Origin of the sequence: Bradyrhizobium sp. SZCCT0153, from assembly GCF_018129995.1 — a bacterium.
In the GTDB taxonomy this organism is placed as follows: domain Bacteria; phylum Pseudomonadota; class Alphaproteobacteria; order Rhizobiales; family Xanthobacteraceae; genus Bradyrhizobium; species Bradyrhizobium japonicum_G.
In genome coordinates this window covers 718,351-740,115 of sequence record NZ_JAFCKS010000001.1, presented here as the reverse complement: position 1 = coordinate 740,115, position 21,765 = coordinate 718,351, and the positions used below count along the sequence as shown (strand labels likewise).

Genomic DNA, 21,765 nt, shown 5'->3' with positions numbered 1-21,765 from the left:
GTATGGCCCGTACCGCTGCTTTGCCGGTGCTCAATGGAGAATCCGGCCTTTCTCGCTACCTCGCCGAGATCCGCAAGTTCCCGATGCTGGAACCCCAGCAGGAATACATGCTCGCCAAGCGTTGGCGTGAGCATGACGATCGCGACGCGGCGCACCAACTCGTCACCAGCCATCTCCGTCTCGTGGCCAAGATCGCCATGGGCTATCGCGGCTACGGCCTGCCGATCTCCGAGGTCGTCTCGGAAGGCAATGTCGGCCTGATGCAGGCGGTGAAGCGTTTCGAGCCCGAAAAGGGCTTCCGCCTCGCCACCTACGCGATGTGGTGGATCAAGGCGTCTATTCAAGAGTACATCCTGCGTTCCTGGTCGCTCGTGAAGATGGGCACCACCGCGAACCAGAAGAAGCTGTTCTTCAACCTGCGCAAGGCGAAGAGCAAGATTTCCGCGCTGGACGAAGGCGATCTCCGCCCCGACCAGGTGAAGATCATTGCCAAGCGCCTCGGCGTCACGGACCAGGACGTGATCGACATGAACCGCCGCCTCGGTGGCGACGCGTCGCTCAATGCTCCGATCCGCGACGACGGTGAAGCCGGCGAATGGCAGGACTGGCTGGTCGACAACACGCCCAACCAGGAAGCCATGCTGGCGGAGCACGAGGAATATGATCACCGCCGTGACGCCCTGAACGGCGCCATGGGCGTGCTCAACCCGCGCGAACGCCGCATCTTCGAGGCCCGCCGTCTCGCCGATGAGCCGATGACGCTGGAAGACCTTGCTGCCGAGTTCGGCGTGTCGCGCGAGCGCGTCCGCCAGATCGAGGTCCGCGCCTTCGAAAAGGTGCAGGCCGCGGTCAAGGGCACCATCGCAAAGGCCGAACAGGCCGCGCTGGAAGCCGCGCTGTAAGAGATTGGCGGATCGAAAGAGACAAGAAGCCGGCGGCAACGCCGGCTTTTTTGTTTGAGGTGTGACGCGTTTGTTCGAGGTGTGACTTGCAGCATGTTCGCGCAGGCGCGGGCCAGGCATCTTGAACCCTTGTCGCCGGTCAACGACCCAAATGAGAGCGACCAGCACCGAGCAAACGGATACACACCGTGGCGATCATCCTGCAATCCACCGTCGGCGGCTTCTCCGCCCAGTTCATGCGCAAGCTGCCGCTGGTCGAGCAGGCGATGCGCGAGCACGGGCTCGAACCGTCGGAGTTCGTGATCTCGAAGGACTACGCCTCGACCGCGACGATCCCGATCATGGGCCCGTTCTTCTTCAACTACAGTGTCTTCTTCGGCGAGGAGAAATTCACCGTCACCGAGCCGAACGACATGGTGTTTCTGGATTACTTCTTCAAACGCGTGCTCGCGGCAGACGATCCGCCGGGGCTGCCGCGGCGACCGGGATTGATCCGGCGGTTTTTCGGATGGATGGCGCAGCCGGTGTAATTGACGCGCATCGTCCCCGCCCCGCCCCGCTTGCGGGGTGAGGGAGCGCGGCCTCTATTCCCCCCAGGTCCTCGCCAGGGTCGCAAGCCAGCAGCCTTCGCAATAGCGCGCATCCTTGTAGTCGATCCAGTTGTGCGCATAGACGTGGTCGAGCGGGATGCCGTAGCGCGCGCGCAGGACCTGGACCAGGATCTTCCATGCTGCGACCTGCGCCTCGGTCGGGCCTGCCGTGACATCGGGATAGTTTCCGGCGAACTCGACGCCGATCGAGTTGTCGCGCACGACCTGGCGATAGGTCGATCTGTTGTCGATGTACTTGTTGTCGTTGCGGTTGGCGCCGTCGCCATGGGTCGGCACCAGATTCTCCGCGACCGCCCAATAGACCGTGCCGTCGGTCTCGACCCAGAGGGTGACGCCGCGGCGCGTCGGGTTCTTCGATTGCTCCTGTGCGCCGCCGCGGGCCGAGCCCGCCGGTCCCTCGGTCTGGTGCACGATGATGTTGCGCCAGGGCCTTGCGCTGGCGACATCGCCCCATGGCGCCAGCCACACCATCTTCAGGCCGGGAATGTCGGGCGTGCCGGAGCCGCGCGCGAGTTTTGCGAGCCCGGCGTCCGTTGCGGCGGCGGGTGCGATCAGGAAGGCGGCGAAAAGCGCCGCGAGCAGGCGAGACATCATCATGCGGGTCCAGTGCGGACCCGAGCCTAGCACGCCATCAAGCGAATTTGCGTGCGGCCTTGCCCGGCCCGATCGGCTCAGGCGAGAGCGGCGGCGCCGGATCGTAGACGGCAAAGTCGTTCTTGCCGTTCTTCTTGGCGGCGTAGAGGGCGTGGTCGGCATGCGCGATCAGGCGGTCCGGAAACTGGCCGATGTCGCGATCCCACTGCGCGGCCCCGATCGAGATCGCGATCGGGATGTCCTTGCCATTGCAGGCCGCGGCATCCTGGCGGCAGACCTCGAGCACGCGGCGGGCGATCGCGGCCGCCTCGCGCAAGGACGACGACGGCAGCACGACGCAGAACTCGTCGCCGCCGGTGCGGGCCAGCATGTCGCCGGGCCTTAAGCGGGTCTGCGCCATCAGGGTGAAGTGCTGGAGGCAGGCATCGCCCGCGGCATGACCATGGGTGTCGTTGATGTTCTTGAAGCCATCGAGATCGATCACCAGCAACGAGAACGGCTCGCCGCTGCGCTCCGAGCGGGCGCATTCTTCGCCGAGCCGCTGCAACAGATGCCGCCGGTTGGCGACGCCGGTGAGATCGTCGAGCAGCGCGAGGTCGGCAACCTCGTTGCGCAGGCGGTCCATCGCCATCAGCAGGAAGCCGAAATTGAGCGTCATCGACAGGAACAGGAGGCCGAGCACCATGACGGCGTGGCCCTGGCTGCCGGCGACGGCCGAAAAATCCCCGCCAAGCAGATTGCCCACCACGCGGGCCACGAAGATCCCGATGATGGTGAGGATGACGATGCTGGCGAGCCAGGCGCCGGGACTGACGCGGCCGTCCTGTGGCGACAGCAGAAGCCGCAATGCCAGCAGCAGCGGAACGGCCTGCCCAAGCGTGTAGAAGGTCATGCGCAACTGCATCTGGTCGAAGACGAGCAGGAAAAACGCGGTGCCGCCGACGCTCAGGGCAGCCGTCGCAATCATCATGCGCCAGGCCACCGGCCTGCCGTAGAAGCGCTGAATGCCCATCGCGGCGAAACAGCTTGCGGCGATGATGCCGGCTCCGCCCAACAGGAGCGGCACCGGGGAGGTGACGAACAGGCGGACCAGCGCGGCCATCGCGCCGGTCGCGCCGACGAAGGACGATGCCATCCAGAACCGGGCGGCCGCGAATTTCGGATAGGAGCGCGTCACGTAGGCCCAGATCAGGCCCAGCGCCAGGAAGTTGACGACGAACACGGTCCAGAGTGTCGGCACGTTCAGCATGGCGCGTGCGGTACGCGCAGCCGCGCGCTCCCCGTCCCTTGCAGCCGTCCGTCCATGACCCCGTCCCCGTTTTCTTGCGGGGAACAATGCGGCCGGCGCGCTTAACGGAGTCTCACCGCGTTGCTCGAAAACGCGCCCTTGGTTTTGGATTCATGAACGACTGCGCCGTTGTCGGATCGTTAGGCATGTCGGTGGCGATGGCGCTGCGACGCGGTGATGCGGATTCGCGGGCGGAAAATCACCCGAAAATGCATCTGAGCTGTGGATAACGCGATGACACGGATATGACAGCGCGGGGCAGAAGCGCGCGAATCTGCTGAGCTTGCCGCTGAGGATGTTGCGAGGCTGGCCCTCCGCCGAGCATCCCTCGTGTCGCGTTTAACCATGAACCCTTGAGAGGATACTATGGCTAAGAAAGCGAAGAAGGCGACGAAGAAGAAGGCGAAGAAGGCCAAGAAGGCGAAGAAGAAGTAACGAGGCTTCTTTTTCTTTGCCCGGGTGGAGCTCGCTCCGCCCGGGCGTCGGGTAGGTCCATGAGCTGGAAGATGGCGGGCACAAGGCCCGCTTTTTTATTGCCTACCGCTCGGCGAAAGCGAGCTTGGCGCCAAGGGCGGCGAAGCCGGCGGCAAAACTACGGCGCAGCCAGGCCATGACGCGCGGACGGGAGATGACGCGCTCGCGCACCGAGGCGGCGCAGAGGCCGTAGACCACGAACACCGCGAACGTCATCGCCATGAAGGCGCCGCTCAATTCCAGCATCCGCGCCAGCACATGGGGCTCGTCCGCGGCGATGAACTGGGGCAGGAAGGCGAGGAAGAAGATCGACAGTTTTGGATTGAGGATATTGATCAGGAAGCCGGTGACGATGACCCGGCCGCTCGACCGCTCCTTGATCTCGCCCTCGACCGCCAGCGCCCCGGTCTCGCGCAGCGCCTGCCAGGACATGTAGAGCAGATAGGCGACGCCGCACCATTTCAGCGCGGCGAAGGCGAGCGCGCTGGTATGGAGCACGGCGGCGAGCCCCAGCATCGCGGCCGTCATGTGCGGCACGATCCCGAGCGTGCAGCCGAAGGCGGCAGCGATGCTCGCACGCGAGCCGCGCGTCAGCGCCGCGGCCAGCGTGTAGAGCACGCCGGTGCCGGGCGAGGCGACGACGATGAGCGAGGTGAGCAGGAAGGACAAGGTCATCGGCGGACCTTATCATTGCGCCTCCCGGCAAGAAAGTCGGCAAGAGAACCGGCAAGAAGGGGGCCCCGCAGGCTCGCCTTCAGGACAGCTGCGCGATCTCGGCCTCGCGCAGCACGTCGAGCGGCGCCCACGGCTTGGCCCAGAATTTCGCACCGGCGGGCAAGGGCTGCATCAAGGGGCGGCCCGAGGTGACGACGACGTCGAGCCGGGGATTGCGGTCCTTGGCGACATGCGCGAGCTCGACCCCGTTCATGCGCCCTGCAAGCTGCACGTCCGTCAGCATCAGGCAGAGCGCGCCCGCGTCCTTGTCGAGGATGCGCTCGGCGGCCTCGGCACTTTCGCACTGGATGACCAGGTAGCCGCTCTCCTCCAGCAGAAGACAAAGCATCTCCCGCTGCATGGCATCGTCCTCAACGATCAACGCAGTGGCACGAAATGGTTCTGCCTGGCCCATGGCGGCTCCAATGCTGCTTGAGTAGCGTAAGTTAAGGAGCCAATTCGCCTCCGGTTCGGTTCCATTTTGAAAAAATGTACATCATAGTTCCACGCGAACGGCTTGACGGGGGGAGATCATGACTGCGATTCGCGGCGCCGCCGCCATTACCGGAGCCGCAAGCGGCATCGGCCGCGCGCTGGCGATCGAGCTTGCGCTACGCGGCTGCGATCTCGCGCTTGCGGACCGCGACGAGGCCGGGCTGAAGACGCTCGCCGCCGAGATCGGCCAGGGACCGGACAAGGCCCGCAAGTTCAGCGTGCACCGCGTCGACGTCGGCGAGCCCGGCGACATCGCAGAGTTCGCACGTGAGGCGACGATGGCGCATCCCTCGCTCGGCATCGTCGTCAACAATGCCGGCGTGGCGCTGATGGGCTCGTTCGAGGAGATCGACCAGGCGCAGATGGACTGGCTGTTCGACATCAATTTCTGGGGCGTGGTGCACGGCACGCGCGCCTTCCTGCCGCATCTGAAGACGATGGAGGCGGCGCACATCGTCAACCTCTCCTCGATCTTCGGCATCATCGCGCCGCCGGGCCAGTCGGCCTATGCGGCGGCGAAATTCGCGGTGCGCGGCTTTTCCGAGAGCGTGCGGCACGAGCTTGCGGTGGCGGGAAGCTCCGTAAAGCTCTCGGTCGTGCATCCCGGCGGCGTCGCCACCGCCATCGCCCGCAATTCGCGCACCGGCGTCGGCGTCACCGACAATGCGCGCCGCGCGCAATCGATCGAGCGGTTCGAGAACGCGGCCAAGACCACGCCGAGGGACGCCGCGCTACGCATCATCAAGGGCATCGAGAAAAACGAGCCGCGCATCCTGATCGGCAACGACGCCCGCTTCATGGACCTGCTGCAGCGTTTCCGTCCGGGAACGTACTGGGCGCCGCTGCAGCGACGGCTGGAGAAGATGACGAAGGGGGCGGCGCAATAGCTCAGTGACGCGGCACTGTTTCTGCTCGCCATTGCGAGAAGCACAGCGACGAGCGGCCTGGTCTCACTGCCCTGCCAGCCGATCCGCAAAATAGCCGATGGTCTTGCGGTAGATCACTGCCCTGTTCCATTCGCGCATGGCCTCGAAATTGGCGGTGCCTTCGCCATAGGGCTGGCCCATCTTGAAGCCGCTGGTGTGGAGCAGGTTCGCGGTCGAGGCGAGCACGTCGGGAACGCTGTGGCGGAGATCGACGTGGCCGTCGCCGTCGAAATCGACGCCGTATTTGATGTAGGACGACGGCAGGAACTGGGTCTGGCCGATCTCGCCGGCATAGGCGCCGATCAGGTCGCGCAGCGGAAGGTCGCCGCGCTGCACGATCTTGAGCGCTGCGAGCAGTTCGCCCTGGAACAGCTCGGTGCGGCGGCAATCATGCGCCAGCGTCGCCAGCGTGCGGATCACCGGCAGCTTGCCGATGTCGCCCTTGCCGAAATCGCTCTCCAGCCCCCAGATCGCGACCAGGATATAGCGCGGCACGCCGAACTGCTGCTCGATGCGCGAGAGCAAGGCTGCGTGACGCTGGAGCAGCGCTCGGCCGCCATTGATGCGGCCGGGACCGACGCGGGTCGAGACATACTGCTCGAAGCTCTTGTTGAAGGTGTAGCGCTGGCGCCGGTCGAAGGCGAGCACCGCGCCGTCCTGGGCGATGCCGCTGAAGGCCGCGCTGGTCACGCCCGCCGAGACGCCGGCGGCCTGCGCTTCCGAGGTCATGCTGGCGACAAAGCTGTTGAAGTCGCCGCCGCAGCGCGCGGCCTGCGCCGATCCGCCGGCCAGACAGACGATGAAAGCGGTGGCCGCAGCGTATCTCAGCATGTCGAGCGATCTCCCAAATCCTAGTGCAAAGCAGCGCGCGCGATCATGCCCGGGAAAGCGGCGACCGTCAAAGCGGCACGCTTGATCCGCATCAACGTGTCTCACGCCCTGCCTTCTAGATTGAGCAAGACGGCAGAGCCGCCCAGGAGACTAGCCGATGACCGGAATTACCTTGAACGCCGAGCAGATTCGCAACGCACCCGCACCGGTGCGGCAATGGATCGAGCAGGAGGTGATCGCCTCGCTCGGCCTTGCGCCGCGGACGCCTGCGGCCGCGCCGCCGCAGGCCGCCCATCTCGTCGCCTGTCGCGTGGAAGACATCGCCGGCGTGCTTGAGCACATCCGCGGCATGCTTCCCGCCGTGAACGTGCTGCTCGAGCTCGGCCGTCCCGGCATCAGCATCGGTCAGCCCGCGGTGATGACGTTCCGCCTGATGGACATCCTGCATCACACCCGCCTGCAGGACGTCAGTCAGGTCATGACCTGCCTGGAGATGATCAACCAGGCGCTGACCGAGGTGCGGAAAGATCCGTCGGCCCGGTTTTGCGGCTTCGACAATGAGGGCCACTGCCTGATCGCACCGCAGACCCAGGCCAGCATCGCAACGCTGTGGCAGACCATCATGGAACGCCAGCAGGCGGCGCAGGCGCACGAGCCAGGCAGCCGGATGGCACCCGCGGCTTGAAACCGGCCGCGGCTTTCCGGGCAATCGGCAAGGGAATGGGCCATCGGTGAGAACCGGCGGCGTGGTGCAGGCGACTAACGTCTGCGCCCCGTTTCCTCAACCCACAGAGAGTGCCAATGCCCGCGCCGCGAAACAGCCCCGGATCGCTCGTCCTTGCCGCCCTGCTCTCCCTTCTCGCCGTCATCACAGCTTCCGCGCAGACGCGCGATGTCGTAGGCAGCCGCGACTATCCCGGTATCGGCCGGTTCGCCGGCAGCGTCATCACCGGCTACGTGATGAAGGATTTTGACGCGGCACGGATGCAGGCGGCGCCCTTCAAGGACGGCCAGCCGACCGACGCGCGGCGTCTCGAGGGCCGCGTCTTCCGCATCGCCTATCGCACCAATCCCGGCCCCTCGATCCTGGAGGTTTCGCGCAATTTCGAGACCCAGCTTGCGAAGGCCGGCTTCGAGACGTTGCTGGCGTGCGACACCGATGCCTGCGGCGCCATTCCGTTCACGGAAAGCATCGACACGCTGCCGGTGCCGCAGATGTGGGTCGACGGCTTCAACTATCGCTATTTTGCCGGCCGCAAGACCGAGGGCGGGCGCGAGACCTATTCCAGCGTCATCGTCAGTCAGAACAACCAGGATATCACCGCGCAGGTCACCGTCGCCGAGCTCGGCGCCATCGCCAACAAGATGGTCGATGCCCCCGCGATGGCCAAGGGTCTTGGCGAGACCGGTCACATCGCGCTCTACGGCATCTATTTCGACACCGACAAGGCCGTGCTCAAGCCGGAGAGCCGCCCGACGCTGGAGCAGATCGCAAAGCTCCTGATCGGCCAGCCGCAACTCAACGTCTTCATCGTCGGCCACACCGATAGCCAGGGCGCCTATGAATACAATCTCGACCTGTCGAAACGCCGCGCCGAAGCGGTCGCGGCCGAACTGGTGAAGAACTTTCGCATCGCGCAGACGAGGCTGCGCACCGCCGGTGTCGGATTGCTGGCGCCGGTCGGCTCCAATGCGACCGACACCGGCCGCGCGCTCAACAGGCGGGTGGAACTGGTGGCGCCATAGCTCCTGCTTGTCATTGCGAGGCGCGCGACTTCTCCGCCGAGAGCGAAGGCGGAAGCCGCGATCTGCAACGCGCAATTGCGCATCGCATGGAACTCGCTCGTGCATTGGAACACAACCTGTGCACGCAGACGGGAAGACATGCAGGAAAATGCGCTTTTCGACAAAGCGCGCACCTGTCGCTGCATTGCGAGAGCAGCACACATGAACAAGTGATTTGGCCTTCCAATTGAAATGCGCGGCCCGCATCGCAACTGGATATCGCGATCGCGCATATCTGATGCGCTCGCTGCGACATCAGCGCTTCCGCATTTATCTTGCCACGGCATGGCTCGAGTTATAGTCTTCTATTCTAGGTTGTCGCCCCGCCAGCCCCGGGCGACGCTGGAAGACCAAAATAAACGGCGGGCTTTCGCGGCCCGCCGTTTATTCGAGGAAGGGCCGCGCCGGACCTACGTGGCGCACGACGCTTTCCATCTTGCAAGCCGACATCGTCGATCGATCCCGCCGCGGCCGGGCGCGCCGCGCCCACAATGCGCAAAGCCATTTGACTATGGCGCCCTGATCGACGAAAAGCCGCCATGGCCAAAAAACCCGGAACCAATCCCAAGGGCGAATTCGCCTTTTTCAACGTCTTCTATGAAGACGGCTCCCAACGCTCGAACCGGCGCGTGCCTTCCGAGCTGCTAGGCGGCCTCGACGGCGACGAGCCCGCGCGCGGTTTCATCATGGAGCAGGACCGCGAGATCGCCGAAAAATCCGGCCGCCCGCCGCTGGAGATCAAGGAACTCGAACGGGTCGGCGCGAAGAAGAAATAGGCTCCGCCCGCCGGCGAGACACGCGAAGCGACAGCACAAAGAAAAACGGCGGGCACAGGCCCGCCGTTTTCGTTGGGATGGATGCCCGGGTCAGGCCCGGGCATGACGATCCGAATTAATTGTCCAAGAAGCTCCGCAGCTTCCGCGACCGCGACGGATGCTTCAGCTTCCGCAGCGCCTTGGCTTCGATCTGACGAATACGCTCGCGCGTCACCGAGAACTGCTGGCCGACTTCCTCCAGCGTGTGGTCGGTGTTCATGCCGATGCCGAAGCGCATGCGCAGCACGCGCTCTTCGCGCGGGGTGAGCGAGGCGAGCACGCGCGTGGTGGTCTCGCGCAGGTTCGACTGGATCGCGGCGTCGATGGGCAGGATCGCGTTCTTGTCCTCGATGAAATCGCCGAGATGTGAATCCTCTTCGTCACCGACGGGCGTTTCGAGCGACAAGGGCTCCTTGGCGATCTTGAGGACCTTGCGGACCTTCTCGAGCGGCATGCCGAGCTTCTCGGCGAGCTCTTCCGGGGTCGGCTCACGGCCGATCTCGTTGAGCATCTGGCGCGAGGTGCGCACGATCTTGTTGATCGTCTCGATCATGTGCACGGGGATACGGATGGTGCGGGCCTGGTCGGCGATCGAGCGGGTGATCGCCTGCCGGATCCACCAGGTGGCGTAGGTTGAGAACTTGTAGCCGCGGCGGTACTCGAACTTGTCGACCGCCTTCATCAGGCCGATGTTGCCTTCCTGGATCAGGTCGAGGAACTGCAGGCCGCGGTTGGTATATTTCTTGGCGATCGAGATCACGAGACGGAGGTTGGCTTCCACCATCTCCTTCTTGGCCTGACGGGCTTCGCGCTCGCCCTTCTGCACCGAGTGCACGATCTTGCGGAACTCGATGATCTCGAGGCCGGTCAGCGCAGCGAGCTGATGCACCTCGTGGCGGAGGTCCTTGATCCGGTCCTTCTCGTGGTGGACGAAATTCTTCCAGCCCTTGGCCGAAAGCTTCGAGACCCGGTTGAGCCAGCGCGGATCGAGCTCCGAGCCGGTGTAGTTGCGCAGGAAGTCCTCGCGCGCGACGCCGTGGCTGTCGGCCAGGCGCATCAGGCGGCCCTCATGCGAGACGAGGCGCTTGTTGATGTCGTAGAGCTGCTCGACGAGTGAGTCGATACGCGCCTGGTTCAGGCGCAGCGACTTCACCTCGACGATGATCTCGTCCTTGAGCTTGCGGTATTTGCGCTCCTGGTGCGGCGAGAGCGAGGGCCCGTGCGAGGTGCTCTCGAGCTGGTTCTGGATGTCCTGCTCTTGCAGCTTGCGCAGCTTCTTGTAGCTGTCGGCGATCTTGTCGAAGATCTCTACGACCTTCGGCTTGAGCTCGGCCTCGATCGCCGCGAGCGACATCTGGTTCTCGAACTCGTCGTCCTCGTCCATGTCGGCTTCGGCGGCGGACTCCGCAGGATCCTTCTCGGCTTCGCCGGCATTGCCGGGCGCGGGCGCGGCGCGGAACGGGGTCGGCGACGGCGGCGCGGCGGGCGGCGCCACATGCGCGGGCGCTGCACCCGTGGCAGCGGCCTGTCCGCCTTCGGCCTGGGCTTCACCGTTCTCGCCGTTGGGACCGGCGATCATCGCATTGTTCATGCCGGCCTTGGCGTCGGGGCCGGCATAGGTCGCTTCGAGATCGATGATGTCGCGCAGGAAGATCTTGCCTTCGTTGAGCTCGTCACGCCAGATGATGATGGCCTGGAAGGTCAGCGGGCTTTCGCACAGACCTGCGATCATCGCCTCGCGGCCGGCCTCGATGCGCTTGGCGATCGCGATTTCGCCTTCGCGCGACAGCAGCTCGACGGTGCCCATCTCGCGCAGATACATCCGCACGGGATCGTCGGTGCGCTCGCCCGGCTCGCTCTTCTTGACCTCGGTGACGGCCTTCTGGGTGACCTCGACGAGCTCGTTGTCGGTCTCGTCCTCGCCGCCCTCGTCCTTGTCCTCCTCGCCTTCGCTATCGTCGGCTTCGGTGACGTTGATGCCCATGTCCGAGAGCATGGACATGATGTCCTCGATCTGCTCGGGGGAGGTCTGGTCGGACGGCAAAACTTCGTTGAGCTGATCGAAGGTCACGAAGCCGCGCTTCTTGGCCTGCTTGATCATCTTCTTCACTGCCGCGTCGGACAGGTCGAGCAAGGGCGAGGGCGCGTCCTGGGAGTCCTTCTCCGGCGCGTCCGCTGCCTTGTCGTCTTTTTCCTTGTCCTTCGCCTGCAGCGTCTTTGCCTTGGTGGCCATCCATTGCTCCTAAACGCGCTTCATGCAGGACGTTCGCCGCTGCCTGAATTCACTTGAACCTGTTGCCCGACGCTCTCGCTTCGGCAGCTCTCGACACGGAAAGGGCGGCGCGCATATCTCTCGCCACCCCCAAACTTTCTCTCGCCGGAATTGCCTAACGCTTCGTCAGCCTCTTTGTCGCAGCGGATGCAGGTGTAGTGCCAACAGCGATTGCGCGGATTCATTCCTGACGCGTCTGTTCTGCCTGCGGCCGCCTGGTGGCCAAAGTGCTACAAGACCGTTAAGCCTCGATTAACCCTGTTTTTGCCGCCAAACCTTGGATTTGGCGAGTCTTTTAGCGGTTCCGGCCCCGGCCGTCCGCATGATTCTTTCATCACACGCTCTTCTGGAACCGGCCCGATAGCTCGCCAAAACCCTCGATCAGGGCTTCGGTGCCGTCGACCTCGGCCAGCCGCGCCTTGACGTCGCGCAGCCACGCCAAATTGGCCTCGCTGGGGTCCTCCCCCAAGGCCAGCTCGGCGTCCTTCAACTCTCTAAGTAGTGAATGGTATTGCCGATGCAAGGCAACCAGCTGGTGCCAGGTGGAGAGAACGTCGTCCTGCGCCGCGCCCTCGCGGGCCCCCCACACCGCCGCGGTCGTGATACCGTTCTCAACCCTCTGAAGAACCTGAGAAAACCCGCCCTTGTCGAGATCGCCGCGCATCTTCTCGGCGCGTTCGCCGGGGTCCGGCGAATGGTGATGGTCGTTGGCGAAGGCGGCGATGATGCCCGCCCGCAGCTTGTGGGCCTCGGGATGGGCCAGCTCCAGGGCCGCGACTTCCTCGAGGTGATCGTGCAGCAGCCAGGGGTGGTTGATGAGGCACTGCAGGATCAGGGCCTCCCGGCGCGAGATGGCACTGCGCTGGCCGCGCATGATCGGGCTCGCGGCAAGCTGGGGGCTCGCCGCCTGGTAGGGGCCGGCGGGTATCTGGATCGGACCCGGCGCGCCGCGGCCGCCGAATCGATTCGCTGGTCCGCCGCCACGGGGCTGGAACGGACGGCCCCCGGAATTGGGCCGGAAATTGCCACGGCCGGCGAAGCCGCCGCGCCCGCTCTCCGGCGCGAACGTGCGCTGAAGCCGCTCGGCGAGATCCTGGCGATAATAGCGCCGCACCACCTCGTCGCGGATGCCGCCCGCGAGCTCCTTGATGCGCGCCTCCAGCGCCGCGCGGCGTTCGGGAGTGGCGAAGTTGCCGCCCTCCAGCTCGCGCGACCAGAGCATGTCGGCAAGCGGGCGCGCCGCCGCGATCACCTCTTCCATCGCGCCGCGACCGCCGGAGCGCACGAGATCGTCGGGGTCCTGCCCTTCCGGCAGCAGCGCAAAGCGCAGGCTCTTGCCGGGGCTGAGGAACGGCAGCGCAAGGTCCGCCGCACGATACGCGGCCTTCTGACCGGCGCGGTCGCCGTCAAAGCAGAGGATCGGCTCGTCCGCCATCTTCCAGAGCAGTGCGAGCTGGTTTTCGGTGAGCGCAGTGCCGAGGGGCGCCACGCTGCCGGCAAAACCCGCGGTGACCATGGCGATGACGTCGACATAGCCCTCGACCACGATCAGCGCGCTGCCGTCATGGGTCGCTTTGCGCGCGGTCTGGTGATTGTAGAGATTGTCGCCCTTGTGGAAGAGCGGCGTCTCGGGCGAGTTCAGATATTTGGCCGGAACGTCCTTCTCCAGCGCGCGCCCGCCGAAGGCGATGACGCGGCCGCGCATGTCCGTGATCGGAAACATCACGCGGTCGCGGAAGCGATCGTAGGGCACGGGGATGTCGTTGCCGGCGACGAGCAGCCCGGTCTCGACCATGTCGTCGACGGAGATTCCGAGCTGGCCGAGATGCTCCTTGAGCGCGAAGCGGTCGGGCGAGGCATAGCCGAGGCGAAACTGCAACTGCGTCGCCGGCGAGATCGCACGGTCAGCGAGATAACCGCGTGCCTTGGCACCGAGGCGCGAGGCCAGCGTCTCCGCAAAGAATTTTGCGGCAAGATCCATGACGTCATGCAGAGACTTGCGCCGCTGCTCGTGCCGCGCCGCATCCGGCGTCACCGCCGGCAGCGGCAGGCCGGCCAGACTGGCGAGCCGCTCGACGGCTTCGGCAAACGGCAAGCCGTCGGTTTCCATCACGAAGGTGATGATGTCGCCGTGCTTGCCGGAGGAGAAGTCGTGGTAAAAACCCTTCTGGTCGTTGACGTAGAAGGACGGCGTCTTCTCCTGCTGGAACGGCGACAGCCCCTTCCACTCCCGCCCCGCCTTTTTCAGCTTGACGCGCTTGCCCACGACTTCGGACACCGAAAGCCGGGCGCGAAGCTCGTCGAGGAATTGTGGCGTGAAGCGCATGATGCTGATTTCTGGGCTGAGTCGGCATTATGGCCAACCGGATAGGCATATAGGGATGGCCCTCGGAAATACGAAGCATGTGTGGCTTCTCCCGGCTATTCACAGGTCGAAAGTTTCGACGGAAAGCTTGAACCCGGCCCGGTTCCACGCTTCGATAGGGCATGTTCAGGACCTTTCGAGGCGGTCAGAGCGGGGGCTGGCGCATCACCTCGATTTCGCCCGTGACGGGCGAGCCCCTGCCCTTCATGCCAGCGCTGTCGGTCACCGACAGCGAGGCCATCGCGTTGCCGCTGGTGCCCTCGCGCAATGCCTGGCGGCTGGTCGGCGCCGCGAGCAGCTTGCGCTACACTGAGCGCGCCGAGAAGCAGCAGCTGGTGGCCGTCCAGGCCGGCCTCGGCCGACTGGAGGCAACCAGCGCGGCGCTGATCCCGATCCGCAAGTCGCAGGCCTGGTGGGAGCTCACCCAGGAAGAGCGCCGCAGGATCTTCGAGGACAAATCGCATCACATCGCGAGCAGCCTGCGCTACCTGCCCGCCATCGCCCGCCAGCTCTATCACTGCCGCGACCTCGGCGGTCCGTTCGATTTCCTGACCTGGTTCGAATTCGCCCCCACGCACGCCTCGCTGTTCGAGGAGCTGGTCGCGATGCTGAGGCGGACCGAGGAGTGGACCTATGTCGAGCGCGAGGTGGATGTGCGCGTTGTGAAGGAAGTGCTGTCGGCCTAGTGATCCAGGAAACGACCGGACTCGATGACGGGCAGGTCAATGACGGGCCAGTTGTAGACGTAGGTCCAGGCTTTCTCGGTGGCCCCGTCCGGCAGCGTCACGTCGATCAGCTCGCGCAGATATTCCGTCGGTTCAGGAAAGCCCTCGCCGCAGGCTTCGTACATGTCGAGCTCGCCCAAGAGTTCGTCGCCCGCGCGCAGGTGAAAGAGCTCGCCGTGCACGCGATCGGACGGCGCCTCGGACAGCAGCAATCCCGGATAGTGTTTCACCAGGACGAGCCGGCCGCGGCAGGTCGCCTCCCCGAGGAAGTCCGCATGCGCCGCGAGCAGCCGCGCCATCGGATGGTCGAAGCCGCGCATCAGGGTGCCGTAGACGAAAAGGCGATCGGAGGTCATGGAGCTTGTTATCCCGCGAACGGGCGCCCATTCAAGCCGTCTTCGCAATAGTGCTTTGGGGCCCCATGCTTTATAGCCTAGCGGATCAGTGCTGCTTCGACAGGCAACCCCGTATGGATACAGACGCAACAGGCGCGCTATCTCAACTGCTCGGCGAGGGCGAGGCCCATCCGGTCCATGAAGTCAACACGGCCGGCCAATCGCCCTTTCTGCTGACCTCGGATCATTACGGACGGATCCTGCCCCGCGCGCTCGACGATCTCGGCGTCGCAGGCAGCGAGCTGACGCGGCACATTGCCTGGGACATTGGCATTGCCGGCGTCGCCGACCGGCTGGCAGAGATGCTGGATGCGCATTTGATCGCGCAGCGCTACTCGCGGCTGGTGATCGATTGCAACCGCCCGCCGGCCGCCGTGAGCTCGATCCCGTTGATTTCCGAAGCAACCGCGATCCCGGGCAACGAAGGGATCACGGAGCAGCAGCGCACCGCAAGGCGCCGCGAAATCTTCGAGCCCTATCACGGTCGCATCGAGGCCGCGATCGACCGCCGCCTGCACGACAAGAAACCGACGGTGCTGGTGTCGCTGCACAGCTTCACGCCGGTCTATGCCGGCGTCGCACGCCCCTGGCACATCGGCGCACTCTACAATCGCGACACCGTGCTGCCGCAGCTGCTGCTCAGGCACCTCCGCGCCGAGGGCGATCTCGTCGTCGGCGACAACGAGCCCTATGCCGTGAACGACCTCACCGACTACACCATCCCCGTCCACGGCGAGGCCCGCGGCCTCGTCAACACCGGCATCGAGATTCGTCAGGATCTGATCGCCGACCAGTCCGGCCAACAGCAATGGGCCGAGCGGCTGGCGCGGATCTTTGCGGAGATCGAGGTGGAGCTGCGGGCGGCGAGGCTGGTCGACTAGCTCCCCCGTGTCGCGACGAACATCGCGAGCGCGGCGAAGATCGCGGCAATGCCCCACAGCACAAAGGCAATGCGGCCAGCGCCGCCTGCATCGAGCGTTGCCTCGGCCGGGTTGTCGGGATTGACGCGAACCTCGACGGTCGCGCCGTCCTGGTAGCGCGACATCAGCTTGCGCAGCATGTCATCAGAAGCCGACGGCGTACCGGCAGCGACGCGCGCACATTCATTGGTGTAGCTGACGTTCTGATAGAGGTAGGTGTAGGTCACCCGCTTGCCGAACATCTCGGTGCCCCGCGCCTCGCCGGGTTCGCTGGCCTCGCGATAGTCCTCGATCCCCGACAGCTTGATGGTGCCCGGCACCACCGGCCAGCGCGTCGCCATCGACGCCTGCCGGTGCACGGCATACCCCATCAGCGCGATGACGAGGCCGAACGCGGCAAAGGCGACCACGAGGCCGGCGAGATCGGGCCGTCCGACGTGGTGCGCGAGATAGGCATAAGTCTGGTTGAGGCCGAAGGCCGAGCCGAACACGATGGCAAGCACGACCACCGTGCCGATGCCGAGGCAGCCCCACAGCCCCTTGGGAAGGTCGCGCTCGAGCACGGCCTGATCGGGATGGCGAGGATTGTAATAGACGGTGACGATCGTGCCGGCGGGATATTTCGCGAGCTTCTCGGCGACCTGAAAATTGCCGAGGTCCTCGCCGATCGAGATACGGTTGCAGCGCAGCTTGCGGCCACCGACCGAATATTCGTAAGTCACGTTCGCAAAGTTGCGGCTTTCGAGGCGAGAGCCTCCCTCGCGATCGTCGTCGAAAACCTTGACGTCGCGCAATTCGGCGACCGAGGTCATGACCTTGCCGGGCGTTTGCGGCCAGTTTCGCGCCTCGCGCACCTGCCAGGTCTTGACGATGGCGGCGACCAGGATGAGCCCGAGCGGTGCGAGCAGCATCGCATAGACGAACCATGGCAGATCGGGCACGGGCAATTCCTTCGTCGGCGGCAATGTCAGATTGGACGCATTGCCGCTGCGAAGGGTTCAAGCCGGACCGGCTTTGGAGGGGTTATTTTGCCCGGGTCAGCGCCAGCCAGATGCCGCCGCCGATCATGAAGCCGCCGGAGATGCGCGACATCATCCGCGTGCGGCGGGCTGAGAAGAATTTTCGCGCGCGCCCGGCGGCGATGGCGTAGAGCGCGTCCGTCATCACCGCGGTGACCATGAAGGTGGCCCCGAGCAGCGCGACCTGAGGGAAGTGGTCGCGGTTCATGTCCATGAACTGCGGGATGAAGGCGCCGAAAAACACCAGCACCTTCGGGTTCGACAGCAGCACCAGGAAACCTTGCAGGAAGAACCCGCCGCGCGGCGGCGCCGGCGGCTCGTCGACGTTGACGCCCTCGACCGGCGCCCAGATCAGCTTGATGCCGAGCCAGACCAGATAGGCGGCGCCGGCAAAGCGTACCCAGTCGAACCAGTAGCCCATGGTTGCCATCAGCGAGGTCAGGCCGACCGCAACGATGACGATGACGATGGCGAGGCCGGCCTGGGCGCCGGCCACGTTGGTCAGCGCCGCGCGCGTGCCGTGGCGTAGCCCGTTGGCGATGACGAGCGTGACGATCGGACCCGGCAGCAGCGCGAGCGCGATGCAGGTGGCGAGGAAGGCGAGATAGGCTTGCAGGGACATCATGGTGAGGACTCGCTGAGGGCGGTTTGGAGCATTAATGCATGGCGGAGGCGGGAACGGAAGACGTCACCGCTGCAAAGCGCGGGCTGATCAGATCGACATCCGCAACACCCATATTGCGTGCGCCAAAAACGCCATCTTGACATGCAACCTTTTAGTTGCCTATTATCGCAGCCATGGATGAGGTCTTCAAAGCGCTCGCCGATGCGTCACGACGGTCGCTGCTCGACAGGCTTCATGCCAGAAACGGCCAGACGCTGAACGAGCTTTGCGAAGGCCTCGCGATGACGCGCCAGGCCGTGACCAAGCACCTTGTCATCCTCGAGGAGGCCAATCTTGTCACGACCATCAGGCATGGCCGCGAGAAGCTGCACTATCTCAACCCGGTGCCGATCCATCAGATCGGCGAACGCTGGATTAAAAAATTCGAGCGCGGCAAGCTCGCCGCGCTCAGCGAGTTGAAACGCCAGCAGGAGAAGCGCGATGAGTAAGCCGGAGTTCGTCTATGTCACCTACATCGAGACCACACCGGAGAGGCTTTGGGAGGCGCTGACGTCGAGCGAGTTCACCCGGCAATACTGGTTCGGCGCCGAGGTCAGGTCGGACTGGAAAATCGGCTCCCCCTTCGCGCTGCTGCTGGAGGGCGAGATCACCGATTCCGGCGAAATCCTGGAAGCCGATCCACCGCGGCGGTTGTCCTACAGCTTCAAGCACCAGAAGTACGAAGAGCTGCGCGGCGAACCGATCTCGCGGGTGGTCTTCACCATCGAACCGTTCGGCGCGCTCGTGCGTTTGACCGTGCTGCATGACGGCTTCGTCGAAGGCGGGAAGTATCTCGGGGCCGTCTCCAATGGCTGGCCGGCGATCCTGTCCGGGCTCAAGAGCCTCCTGGAGAGAGGCAAGGTGCTCGCCATCCCGTGCACGGCGCTCAACAAGGGATTCGACGCAAAATGAACCTCGATCAATTCAAGCCGCTCACGGTCTACACCATCTACATCGCTTCAACGCCGGAGAAGGTGTGGGAAGCGCTGACCTCGGCCGAGTTCAGCCGCCAATATTTCTTCGGCAATGCCGTGGAGGTGGAGCCGCGACTTGGCGGCGCGTTCATCGTCCGCACGCCGGATGGCGCCCCGCACATCAGCGGCGAGGTGCTCGCATACGATCCGCCGAAAAAGCTGTCGGTGACCTTCAACGTCAACTGGCCCGAGCTGATCGAGAAGCTCGGACCGACTCTCGTGACCTATGACATCGAGCCGGCCGGCGACGCGGTCAGGCTCACCATGAGCGAAGGCCACGACCGGCCGCTCAGCGACGCCATCCTTTCCGGCGGGCGTTCGGGCTGGCCGGCGATCCTGTCGGGGCTGAAGAGCCTGCTGGAGACGGGGAAGGCGCCGCAGATCAAGATGGCGCCGCCGACGCAGATGCTGGCGGCACTGAAGGCGATGGGGATCAAGACGCCGTAGCGGCTGGAATCTGCGACCTCATCGCTTCTTCTTCACCGGCGGCTGAATCTCGTCGATCTTGCGACGGCAATCCCCTTCCGAGTCGTGCGGACCCGAGACAAAGGTCCCGCTGACCTTGATCGCGTACCAGCCCGACTCTACGCCGAGCCGAACCGCTTCATCTGTCTTGACGTGCCGTGGGGAGAGAGCTTGGATCGGTAGAGCTTCCATCGGGTGCTTTCGGTTGGCGTTCGATCTCATATCGAACCGCTGTGGGATTGTTCAGGCATCCGCGGCATGAGCCTGCCGCGTTCGACTCACCACTGGAGACGTCGCGATGAGTTGGCTCCGCCGGTGCAGGAAATGAGCCGTTTCACGTCGAGCGCATGTCGTCGTGGCGCCGCGTGCGCAGAGACGACCGATCTTTCCGGCATTGCCGCACCGTGCGCGCAATCGCCGCAATTAGCTATCGTTTTCTCGCCCCCGCCGCGCTTTTGACGCGCCAGATGCCACTCTCGATCGAATAAGACCGTCGACGTCTTGTGTTCGACCGCTTCGTAGCCATGTTAGGAGCTCAGCCAAGGGAAAGTCGTTCGCATGAAGCTCCGCGTCGGGTTCGAGATGCTGTACGAGTTCCCGCAACCGACGCCCATGATCATGGTGCTGGGCACGCACTTCACGCGCGCCTCCGATGTCATCGTGCCCGATCTGCTGACTACCAGCCCCTCAGTGGTTATCAGTCCCTATCGCGACCTCTTCGGCAATTGGTGCAGCCGCATCGTGGCGCCGGCCGGCAACTTCCGCCTTGCTGCCGATGGCGTCGTTCGCGACAGCGGCCTGCCTGACCCGGCGTTTCCGAACGCGTTTCAGCACGCCGTCGAAGCACTGCCGACCGACACGCTCGTCTATCTGCTCGGCAGTCGCTACTGCGAGACCGATCGCCTGACGGATATCGCATGGAAATTGTTCGAGCAGACGCCGCCGGGCTGGGCGCGGGTCCAGGCGATCTGCGATTTTGTTCATCGCCGCATCACGTTCGGCCATGAGCATGCGCGGGCGACCAAGACAGCCCGGGAAGCTTACGATGAAGGCAAGGGCGTGTGCCGCGACTATGCCCATCTCGCGATCACGTTCTGCCGCTGCATGAACATCCCGGCGCGTTACTGCACCGGCTATCTCAGCGACATCGGCACACCGCAGCCGTGGGCGGCCGGAGATTTCGCGGCTTGGTTCGAGGCCTTCATCGGTGGAAGCTGGCACATGTTCGATCCGCGCAACAACACGCCGCGGATCGGCCGGGTGCTGATCGCGCAGGGACGCGATGCCGCAGACGTTCCGATCACCCAGACCTTCGGCCCGAACACTCTGCTCAATTTCAAGGTATGGACCGACGAGGTCAGCTGATGACAGACGGCACAGCGACCCTCGACGCGGATGAATTTGCCTCGTTAGCCGAGGTCGGCAAGGGCAAGGCGCAACGCGAAATCCCGCAGGTGCATGGCGAGCGTCTGACGGGCCTCGGTTATGCGATCAGGCGCCTCGGCGAACTCGAACTCACCTCATCCGGCGTTCGCCGCCTGGCAACGGGCGCATAGAACGCGGCCGGTGCGTCCGGCTCCCCGCTTACGCCACCGGCACCACCAGGCGCCGATATAGATGCCAGGTCGCGTGCCCCAGCACGGGCAGCGTCACGACCAATCCCAGAAAATACGGCAGCGCCGAGACGATCAGCAGCATCACGATCACGGCGGCCCACGAGATCATCGGCAGCGGGCTCGTCACCACCGCGCGCACGCTCGTCACCATCGCCGTGACGAAATCGACCTCACGATCGAGCAGCAGCGGAAACGACACCACGGTCAGCGCAAACAAAACCAGCGACAGTGCAGCGCCGACCGCGTTGCCGATCGCCAGGAACAGCAGGCCCTCGTTGGTCGTCAGGACCACCGTCATGAATTCCTGGAGGTTCGAGAACGAGGCATGCAGCCCGAGCAGCAAGGCGATCAGAAGCCGCACCTGGTACATCCAGATCACGAAAACGAACAGCGTGACGAAGGCCATCCAACCGATCTCGCTGCGTGAACGTATGGCGGACCAGATCGCGCCGGGCGAGACCGGCTCGCCGCGCTCGCGGCGCCGGCTGACCTCGTAGAGGCCGATCGCCACGAACGGCCCGATCAACGCAAAGCCGGCCGCAAGGGGATAGACGAGATAGACCATGCCGAACGCGGTGAGGCACAGCATGATGACGATGCCGCCGGCCGCGTAGAGCGCACCGAAGCAGAGACCGTAAAACGGCAGCGCCTGGAAATCACGCAGGCCCTCGACCAGCGCTTCGGCGATGTCGGTCGCCGCAACGGGACGCACCACCGGATCGACCTTGCCCGAAATGGACATCGGCTCCCTCCTCATCTGCCGCCGCGATCTCCGTCGCACGCGGATCGACCTCCATGTTAGCGCCTCTCTCCGGCGCGCGCACGCGCGAGTTGATCGCCGACAACGGTATTCCCAAGCCTCCGCCGCGCGCCCGGGGAAAACCACCGCACCGGCGCCGGCGCTCCCTTCAGGAG

At 64.7% G+C, this 21,765-nt stretch carries 25 protein-coding genes; 13 read left to right on the top strand and 12 right to left on the bottom strand.

Annotated features, from left to right (window positions below; translation table 11 throughout):
* Window positions 1-2 precede the first annotated feature (2 nt).
* Together rpoH and JQ572_RS03730 are read left to right on the top strand one after the other, a co-directional pair.
* On the top strand, window positions 3-902 hold the full coding sequence (gene rpoH / locus JQ572_RS03735) for an RNA polymerase sigma factor RpoH (RefSeq protein WP_211381611.1): 900 nt from the start codon (window positions 3-5) through the stop codon (window positions 900-902).
* A gap of 188 nt (window positions 903-1,090) precedes the next feature.
* Entirely contained in the window at window positions 1,091-1,432 is a 342-nt protein-coding gene (locus JQ572_RS03730; protein WP_211381610.1) for a hypothetical protein, read from the top strand.
* Window positions 1,433-1,486: 54 nt separating this feature from the next.
* On the opposite strand, the gene JQ572_RS03725 is transcribed toward JQ572_RS03730, so the two are convergent.
* The 4 genes from JQ572_RS03725 to JQ572_RS03710 form a co-directional block, all read right to left on the bottom strand.
* Complete coding sequence (locus tag JQ572_RS03725; protein ID WP_211381609.1) at window positions 1,487-2,110, bottom strand: peptidoglycan recognition protein family protein; 624 nt, start codon at window positions 2,108-2,110, stop codon at window positions 1,487-1,489.
* Between the two features lie 34 nt (window positions 2,111-2,144).
* On the bottom strand, window positions 2,145-3,356 hold the full coding sequence (locus JQ572_RS03720) for a GGDEF domain-containing protein (RefSeq protein WP_211381608.1): 1,212 nt from the start codon (window positions 3,354-3,356) through the stop codon (window positions 2,145-2,147).
* A 576-nt stretch (window positions 3,357-3,932) separates the two neighbouring features.
* Window positions 3,933-4,544, bottom strand: coding sequence for a LysE family translocator (locus tag JQ572_RS03715; RefSeq protein ID WP_211381607.1), 612 nt, complete (start codon window positions 4,542-4,544; stop codon window positions 3,933-3,935).
* 79 nt (window positions 4,545-4,623) lie between these two features.
* Complete coding sequence (locus tag JQ572_RS03710; RefSeq protein WP_211381606.1) at window positions 4,624-4,998, bottom strand: response regulator; 375 nt, start codon at window positions 4,996-4,998, stop codon at window positions 4,624-4,626.
* Window positions 4,999-5,116: 118 nt separating this feature from the next.
* Here JQ572_RS03710 and JQ572_RS03705 point away from each other — a divergent pair, with 118 nt between their 5' ends.
* The gene (locus tag JQ572_RS03705; protein WP_211381605.1) at window positions 5,117-5,965 is read left to right on the top strand and encodes an SDR family NAD(P)-dependent oxidoreductase; all 849 of its coding nucleotides are present in this window, start codon (window positions 5,117-5,119) and stop codon (window positions 5,963-5,965) included.
* Window positions 5,966-6,028: 63 nt separating this feature from the next.
* Here JQ572_RS03705 and JQ572_RS03700 read toward each other — a convergent pair whose 3' ends face one another.
* Window positions 6,029-6,835: a lytic murein transglycosylase gene (locus JQ572_RS03700; protein ID WP_211381604.1), complete on the bottom strand. Its 807-nt coding sequence runs from the start codon at window positions 6,833-6,835 to the stop codon at window positions 6,029-6,031.
* Window positions 6,836-6,992: 157 nt separating this feature from the next.
* Here JQ572_RS03700 and JQ572_RS03695 point away from each other — a divergent pair, with 157 nt between their 5' ends.
* The 3 genes from JQ572_RS03695 to JQ572_RS03685 all read left to right on the top strand — a co-directional run bounded on the left by JQ572_RS03695 (window position 6,993) and on the right by JQ572_RS03685 (window position 9,396).
* Window positions 6,993-7,520, top strand: a complete 528-nt coding sequence (locus JQ572_RS03695) for a hypothetical protein (protein WP_211381603.1) — start codon at window positions 6,993-6,995, stop codon at window positions 7,518-7,520.
* A gap of 116 nt (window positions 7,521-7,636) precedes the next feature.
* Complete coding sequence (locus JQ572_RS03690; protein ID WP_211381602.1) at window positions 7,637-8,581, top strand: OmpA family protein; 945 nt, start codon at window positions 7,637-7,639, stop codon at window positions 8,579-8,581.
* Window positions 8,582-9,159: 578 nt separating this feature from the next.
* On the top strand, window positions 9,160-9,396 hold the full coding sequence (locus JQ572_RS03685; protein ID WP_211381601.1) for a hypothetical protein: 237 nt from the start codon (window positions 9,160-9,162) through the stop codon (window positions 9,394-9,396).
* A 115-nt stretch (window positions 9,397-9,511) separates the two neighbouring features.
* Here JQ572_RS03685 and rpoD read toward each other — a convergent pair whose 3' ends face one another.
* Both rpoD and dnaG read right to left on the bottom strand, forming a co-directional pair.
* Window positions 9,512-11,668: an RNA polymerase sigma factor RpoD gene (gene rpoD, locus JQ572_RS03680; RefSeq protein WP_211381600.1), complete on the bottom strand. Its 2,157-nt coding sequence runs from the start codon at window positions 11,666-11,668 to the stop codon at window positions 9,512-9,514.
* 373 nt (window positions 11,669-12,041) lie between these two features.
* A complete protein-coding gene (gene dnaG / locus JQ572_RS03675) occupies window positions 12,042-14,033 on the bottom strand; it encodes a DNA primase (protein ID WP_211381599.1) in 1,992 nt (663 codons plus the stop codon).
* Window positions 14,034-14,194: 161 nt separating this feature from the next.
* Between dnaG and JQ572_RS03670 the strand changes: the two genes are divergently transcribed.
* Window positions 14,195-14,758 carry a chlorite dismutase family protein gene (locus tag JQ572_RS03670; protein WP_211381598.1) on the top strand — a complete coding sequence of 188 codons (564 nt, stop codon included), beginning with the start codon at window positions 14,195-14,197 and terminating at the stop codon, window positions 14,756-14,758.
* On the opposite strand, the gene JQ572_RS03665 is transcribed toward JQ572_RS03670, so the two are convergent.
* A complete protein-coding gene (locus JQ572_RS03665) occupies window positions 14,755-15,153 on the bottom strand; it encodes a gamma-glutamylcyclotransferase family protein (protein ID WP_211381597.1) in 399 nt (132 codons plus the stop codon). The two genes, JQ572_RS03670 and JQ572_RS03665, sit on opposite strands and share 4 nt — an antisense overlap.
* Window positions 15,154-15,266: 113 nt before the next feature.
* Between JQ572_RS03665 and JQ572_RS03660 the strand changes: the two genes are divergently transcribed.
* Window positions 15,267-16,073 carry an N-formylglutamate amidohydrolase gene (locus JQ572_RS03660; protein ID WP_211381596.1) on the top strand — a complete coding sequence of 269 codons (807 nt, stop codon included), beginning with the start codon at window positions 15,267-15,269 and terminating at the stop codon, window positions 16,071-16,073.
* Here the strand turns inward: JQ572_RS03660 and JQ572_RS03655 are convergent.
* Both JQ572_RS03655 and JQ572_RS03650 read right to left on the bottom strand, forming a co-directional pair.
* The gene (locus JQ572_RS03655) at window positions 16,070-17,053 is read right to left on the bottom strand and encodes a DUF3592 domain-containing protein (protein ID WP_211381595.1); all 984 of its coding nucleotides are present in this window, start codon (window positions 17,051-17,053) and stop codon (window positions 16,070-16,072) included. The genes JQ572_RS03660 and JQ572_RS03655 overlap by 4 nt on opposite strands.
* Before the next feature lie 82 nt (window positions 17,054-17,135).
* A complete protein-coding gene (locus JQ572_RS03650; protein WP_211381594.1) occupies window positions 17,136-17,756 on the bottom strand; it encodes a LysE family translocator in 621 nt (206 codons plus the stop codon).
* A 173-nt stretch (window positions 17,757-17,929) separates the two neighbouring features.
* On the opposite strand from JQ572_RS03650, the gene JQ572_RS03645 reads away from it, so the two are divergent.
* Genes JQ572_RS03645 through JQ572_RS03635 form a run of 3 tightly spaced genes read left to right on the top strand, consistent with a single transcriptional unit; the run spans window position 17,930 to window position 19,216 of the window.
* A complete protein-coding gene (locus JQ572_RS03645) occupies window positions 17,930-18,244 on the top strand; it encodes an ArsR/SmtB family transcription factor (RefSeq protein ID WP_211381593.1) in 315 nt (104 codons plus the stop codon).
* On the top strand, window positions 18,237-18,707 hold the full coding sequence (locus tag JQ572_RS03640; protein ID WP_211381592.1) for an SRPBCC family protein: 471 nt from the start codon (window positions 18,237-18,239) through the stop codon (window positions 18,705-18,707). Before JQ572_RS03645 ends, JQ572_RS03640 begins: the two co-directional genes overlap by 8 nt.
* Window positions 18,704-19,216, top strand: a complete 513-nt coding sequence (locus JQ572_RS03635) for an SRPBCC family protein (RefSeq protein WP_211381591.1) — start codon at window positions 18,704-18,706, stop codon at window positions 19,214-19,216. Before JQ572_RS03640 ends, JQ572_RS03635 begins: the two co-directional genes overlap by 4 nt.
* Before the next feature lie 18 nt (window positions 19,217-19,234).
* Here JQ572_RS03635 and JQ572_RS03630 read toward each other — a convergent pair whose 3' ends face one another.
* Complete coding sequence (locus tag JQ572_RS03630; protein WP_249128809.1) at window positions 19,235-19,426, bottom strand: hypothetical protein; 192 nt, start codon at window positions 19,424-19,426, stop codon at window positions 19,235-19,237.
* A gap of 366 nt (window positions 19,427-19,792) precedes the next feature.
* Between JQ572_RS03630 and JQ572_RS03625 the strand changes: the two genes are divergently transcribed.
* Window positions 19,793-20,599, top strand: coding sequence for a transglutaminase-like domain-containing protein (locus tag JQ572_RS03625; RefSeq protein ID WP_211381589.1), 807 nt, complete (start codon window positions 19,793-19,795; stop codon window positions 20,597-20,599).
* Window positions 20,599-20,790: a hypothetical protein gene (locus tag JQ572_RS03620; protein WP_211381588.1), complete on the top strand. Its 192-nt coding sequence runs from the start codon at window positions 20,599-20,601 to the stop codon at window positions 20,788-20,790. Before JQ572_RS03625 ends, JQ572_RS03620 begins: the two co-directional genes overlap by 1 nt.
* 28 nt (window positions 20,791-20,818) lie before the next feature.
* Here the strand turns inward: JQ572_RS03620 and JQ572_RS03615 are convergent, their stop codons facing one another.
* Entirely contained in the window at window positions 20,819-21,592 is a 774-nt protein-coding gene (locus JQ572_RS03615; protein WP_211381587.1) for a DUF2189 domain-containing protein, read from the bottom strand.
* Window positions 21,593-21,765: the final 173 nt, after the last annotated feature.

What these genes read in the sequence shown, in the direction of transcription:
- JQ572_RS03635 (WP_211381591.1), top strand. Translation starts at nt 18,704, where the DNA reads ATGAACCTCGATCAATTCAAGCCGCTCACGGTCTACACCATCTACATC.
- JQ572_RS03670 (WP_211381598.1), top strand. Translation starts at nt 14,195, where the DNA reads ATGTTCAGGACCTTTCGAGGCGGTCAGAGCGGGGGCTGGCGCATCACC.
- JQ572_RS03715 (WP_211381607.1), bottom strand. Translation starts at nt 4,544, where the DNA reads ATGACCTTGTCCTTCCTGCTCACCTCGCTCATCGTCGTCGCCTCGCCC.
- JQ572_RS03710 (WP_211381606.1), bottom strand. Translation starts at nt 4,998, where the DNA reads ATGGGCCAGGCAGAACCATTTCGTGCCACTGCGTTGATCGTTGAGGAC.
- JQ572_RS03685 (WP_211381601.1), top strand. Translation starts at nt 9,160, where the DNA reads ATGGCCAAAAAACCCGGAACCAATCCCAAGGGCGAATTCGCCTTTTTC.
- JQ572_RS03645 (WP_211381593.1), top strand. Translation starts at nt 17,930, where the DNA reads ATGGATGAGGTCTTCAAAGCGCTCGCCGATGCGTCACGACGGTCGCTG.
- JQ572_RS03690 (WP_211381602.1), top strand. Translation starts at nt 7,637, where the DNA reads ATGCCCGCGCCGCGAAACAGCCCCGGATCGCTCGTCCTTGCCGCCCTG.
- JQ572_RS03630 (WP_249128809.1), bottom strand. Translation starts at nt 19,426, where the DNA reads ATGGAAGCTCTACCGATCCAAGCTCTCTCCCCACGGCACGTCAAGACA.
- JQ572_RS03660 (WP_211381596.1), top strand. Translation starts at nt 15,267, where the DNA reads ATGGATACAGACGCAACAGGCGCGCTATCTCAACTGCTCGGCGAGGGC.
- JQ572_RS03695 (WP_211381603.1), top strand. Translation starts at nt 6,993, where the DNA reads ATGACCGGAATTACCTTGAACGCCGAGCAGATTCGCAACGCACCCGCA.
- JQ572_RS03725 (WP_211381609.1), bottom strand. Translation starts at nt 2,110, where the DNA reads ATGATGATGTCTCGCCTGCTCGCGGCGCTTTTCGCCGCCTTCCTGATC.
- rpoD (WP_211381600.1), bottom strand. Translation starts at nt 11,668, where the DNA reads ATGGCCACCAAGGCAAAGACGCTGCAGGCGAAGGACAAGGAAAAAGAC.
- JQ572_RS03650 (WP_211381594.1), bottom strand. Translation starts at nt 17,756, where the DNA reads ATGATGTCCCTGCAAGCCTATCTCGCCTTCCTCGCCACCTGCATCGCG.
- JQ572_RS03665 (WP_211381597.1), bottom strand. Translation starts at nt 15,153, where the DNA reads ATGACCTCCGATCGCCTTTTCGTCTACGGCACCCTGATGCGCGGCTTC.
- JQ572_RS03640 (WP_211381592.1), top strand. Translation starts at nt 18,237, where the DNA reads ATGAGTAAGCCGGAGTTCGTCTATGTCACCTACATCGAGACCACACCG.
- JQ572_RS03620 (WP_211381588.1), top strand. Translation starts at nt 20,599, where the DNA reads ATGACAGACGGCACAGCGACCCTCGACGCGGATGAATTTGCCTCGTTA.
- JQ572_RS03700 (WP_211381604.1), bottom strand. Translation starts at nt 6,835, where the DNA reads ATGCTGAGATACGCTGCGGCCACCGCTTTCATCGTCTGTCTGGCCGGC.
- JQ572_RS03615 (WP_211381587.1), bottom strand. Translation starts at nt 21,592, where the DNA reads ATGTCCATTTCGGGCAAGGTCGATCCGGTGGTGCGTCCCGTTGCGGCG.
- JQ572_RS03625 (WP_211381589.1), top strand. Translation starts at nt 19,793, where the DNA reads ATGAAGCTCCGCGTCGGGTTCGAGATGCTGTACGAGTTCCCGCAACCG.
- dnaG (WP_211381599.1), bottom strand. Translation starts at nt 14,033, where the DNA reads ATGCGCTTCACGCCACAATTCCTCGACGAGCTTCGCGCCCGGCTTTCG.
- JQ572_RS03705 (WP_211381605.1), top strand. Translation starts at nt 5,117, where the DNA reads ATGACTGCGATTCGCGGCGCCGCCGCCATTACCGGAGCCGCAAGCGGC.
- JQ572_RS03720 (WP_211381608.1), bottom strand. Translation starts at nt 3,356, where the DNA reads ATGCTGAACGTGCCGACACTCTGGACCGTGTTCGTCGTCAACTTCCTG.
- rpoH (WP_211381611.1), top strand. Translation starts at nt 3, where the DNA reads ATGGCCCGTACCGCTGCTTTGCCGGTGCTCAATGGAGAATCCGGCCTT.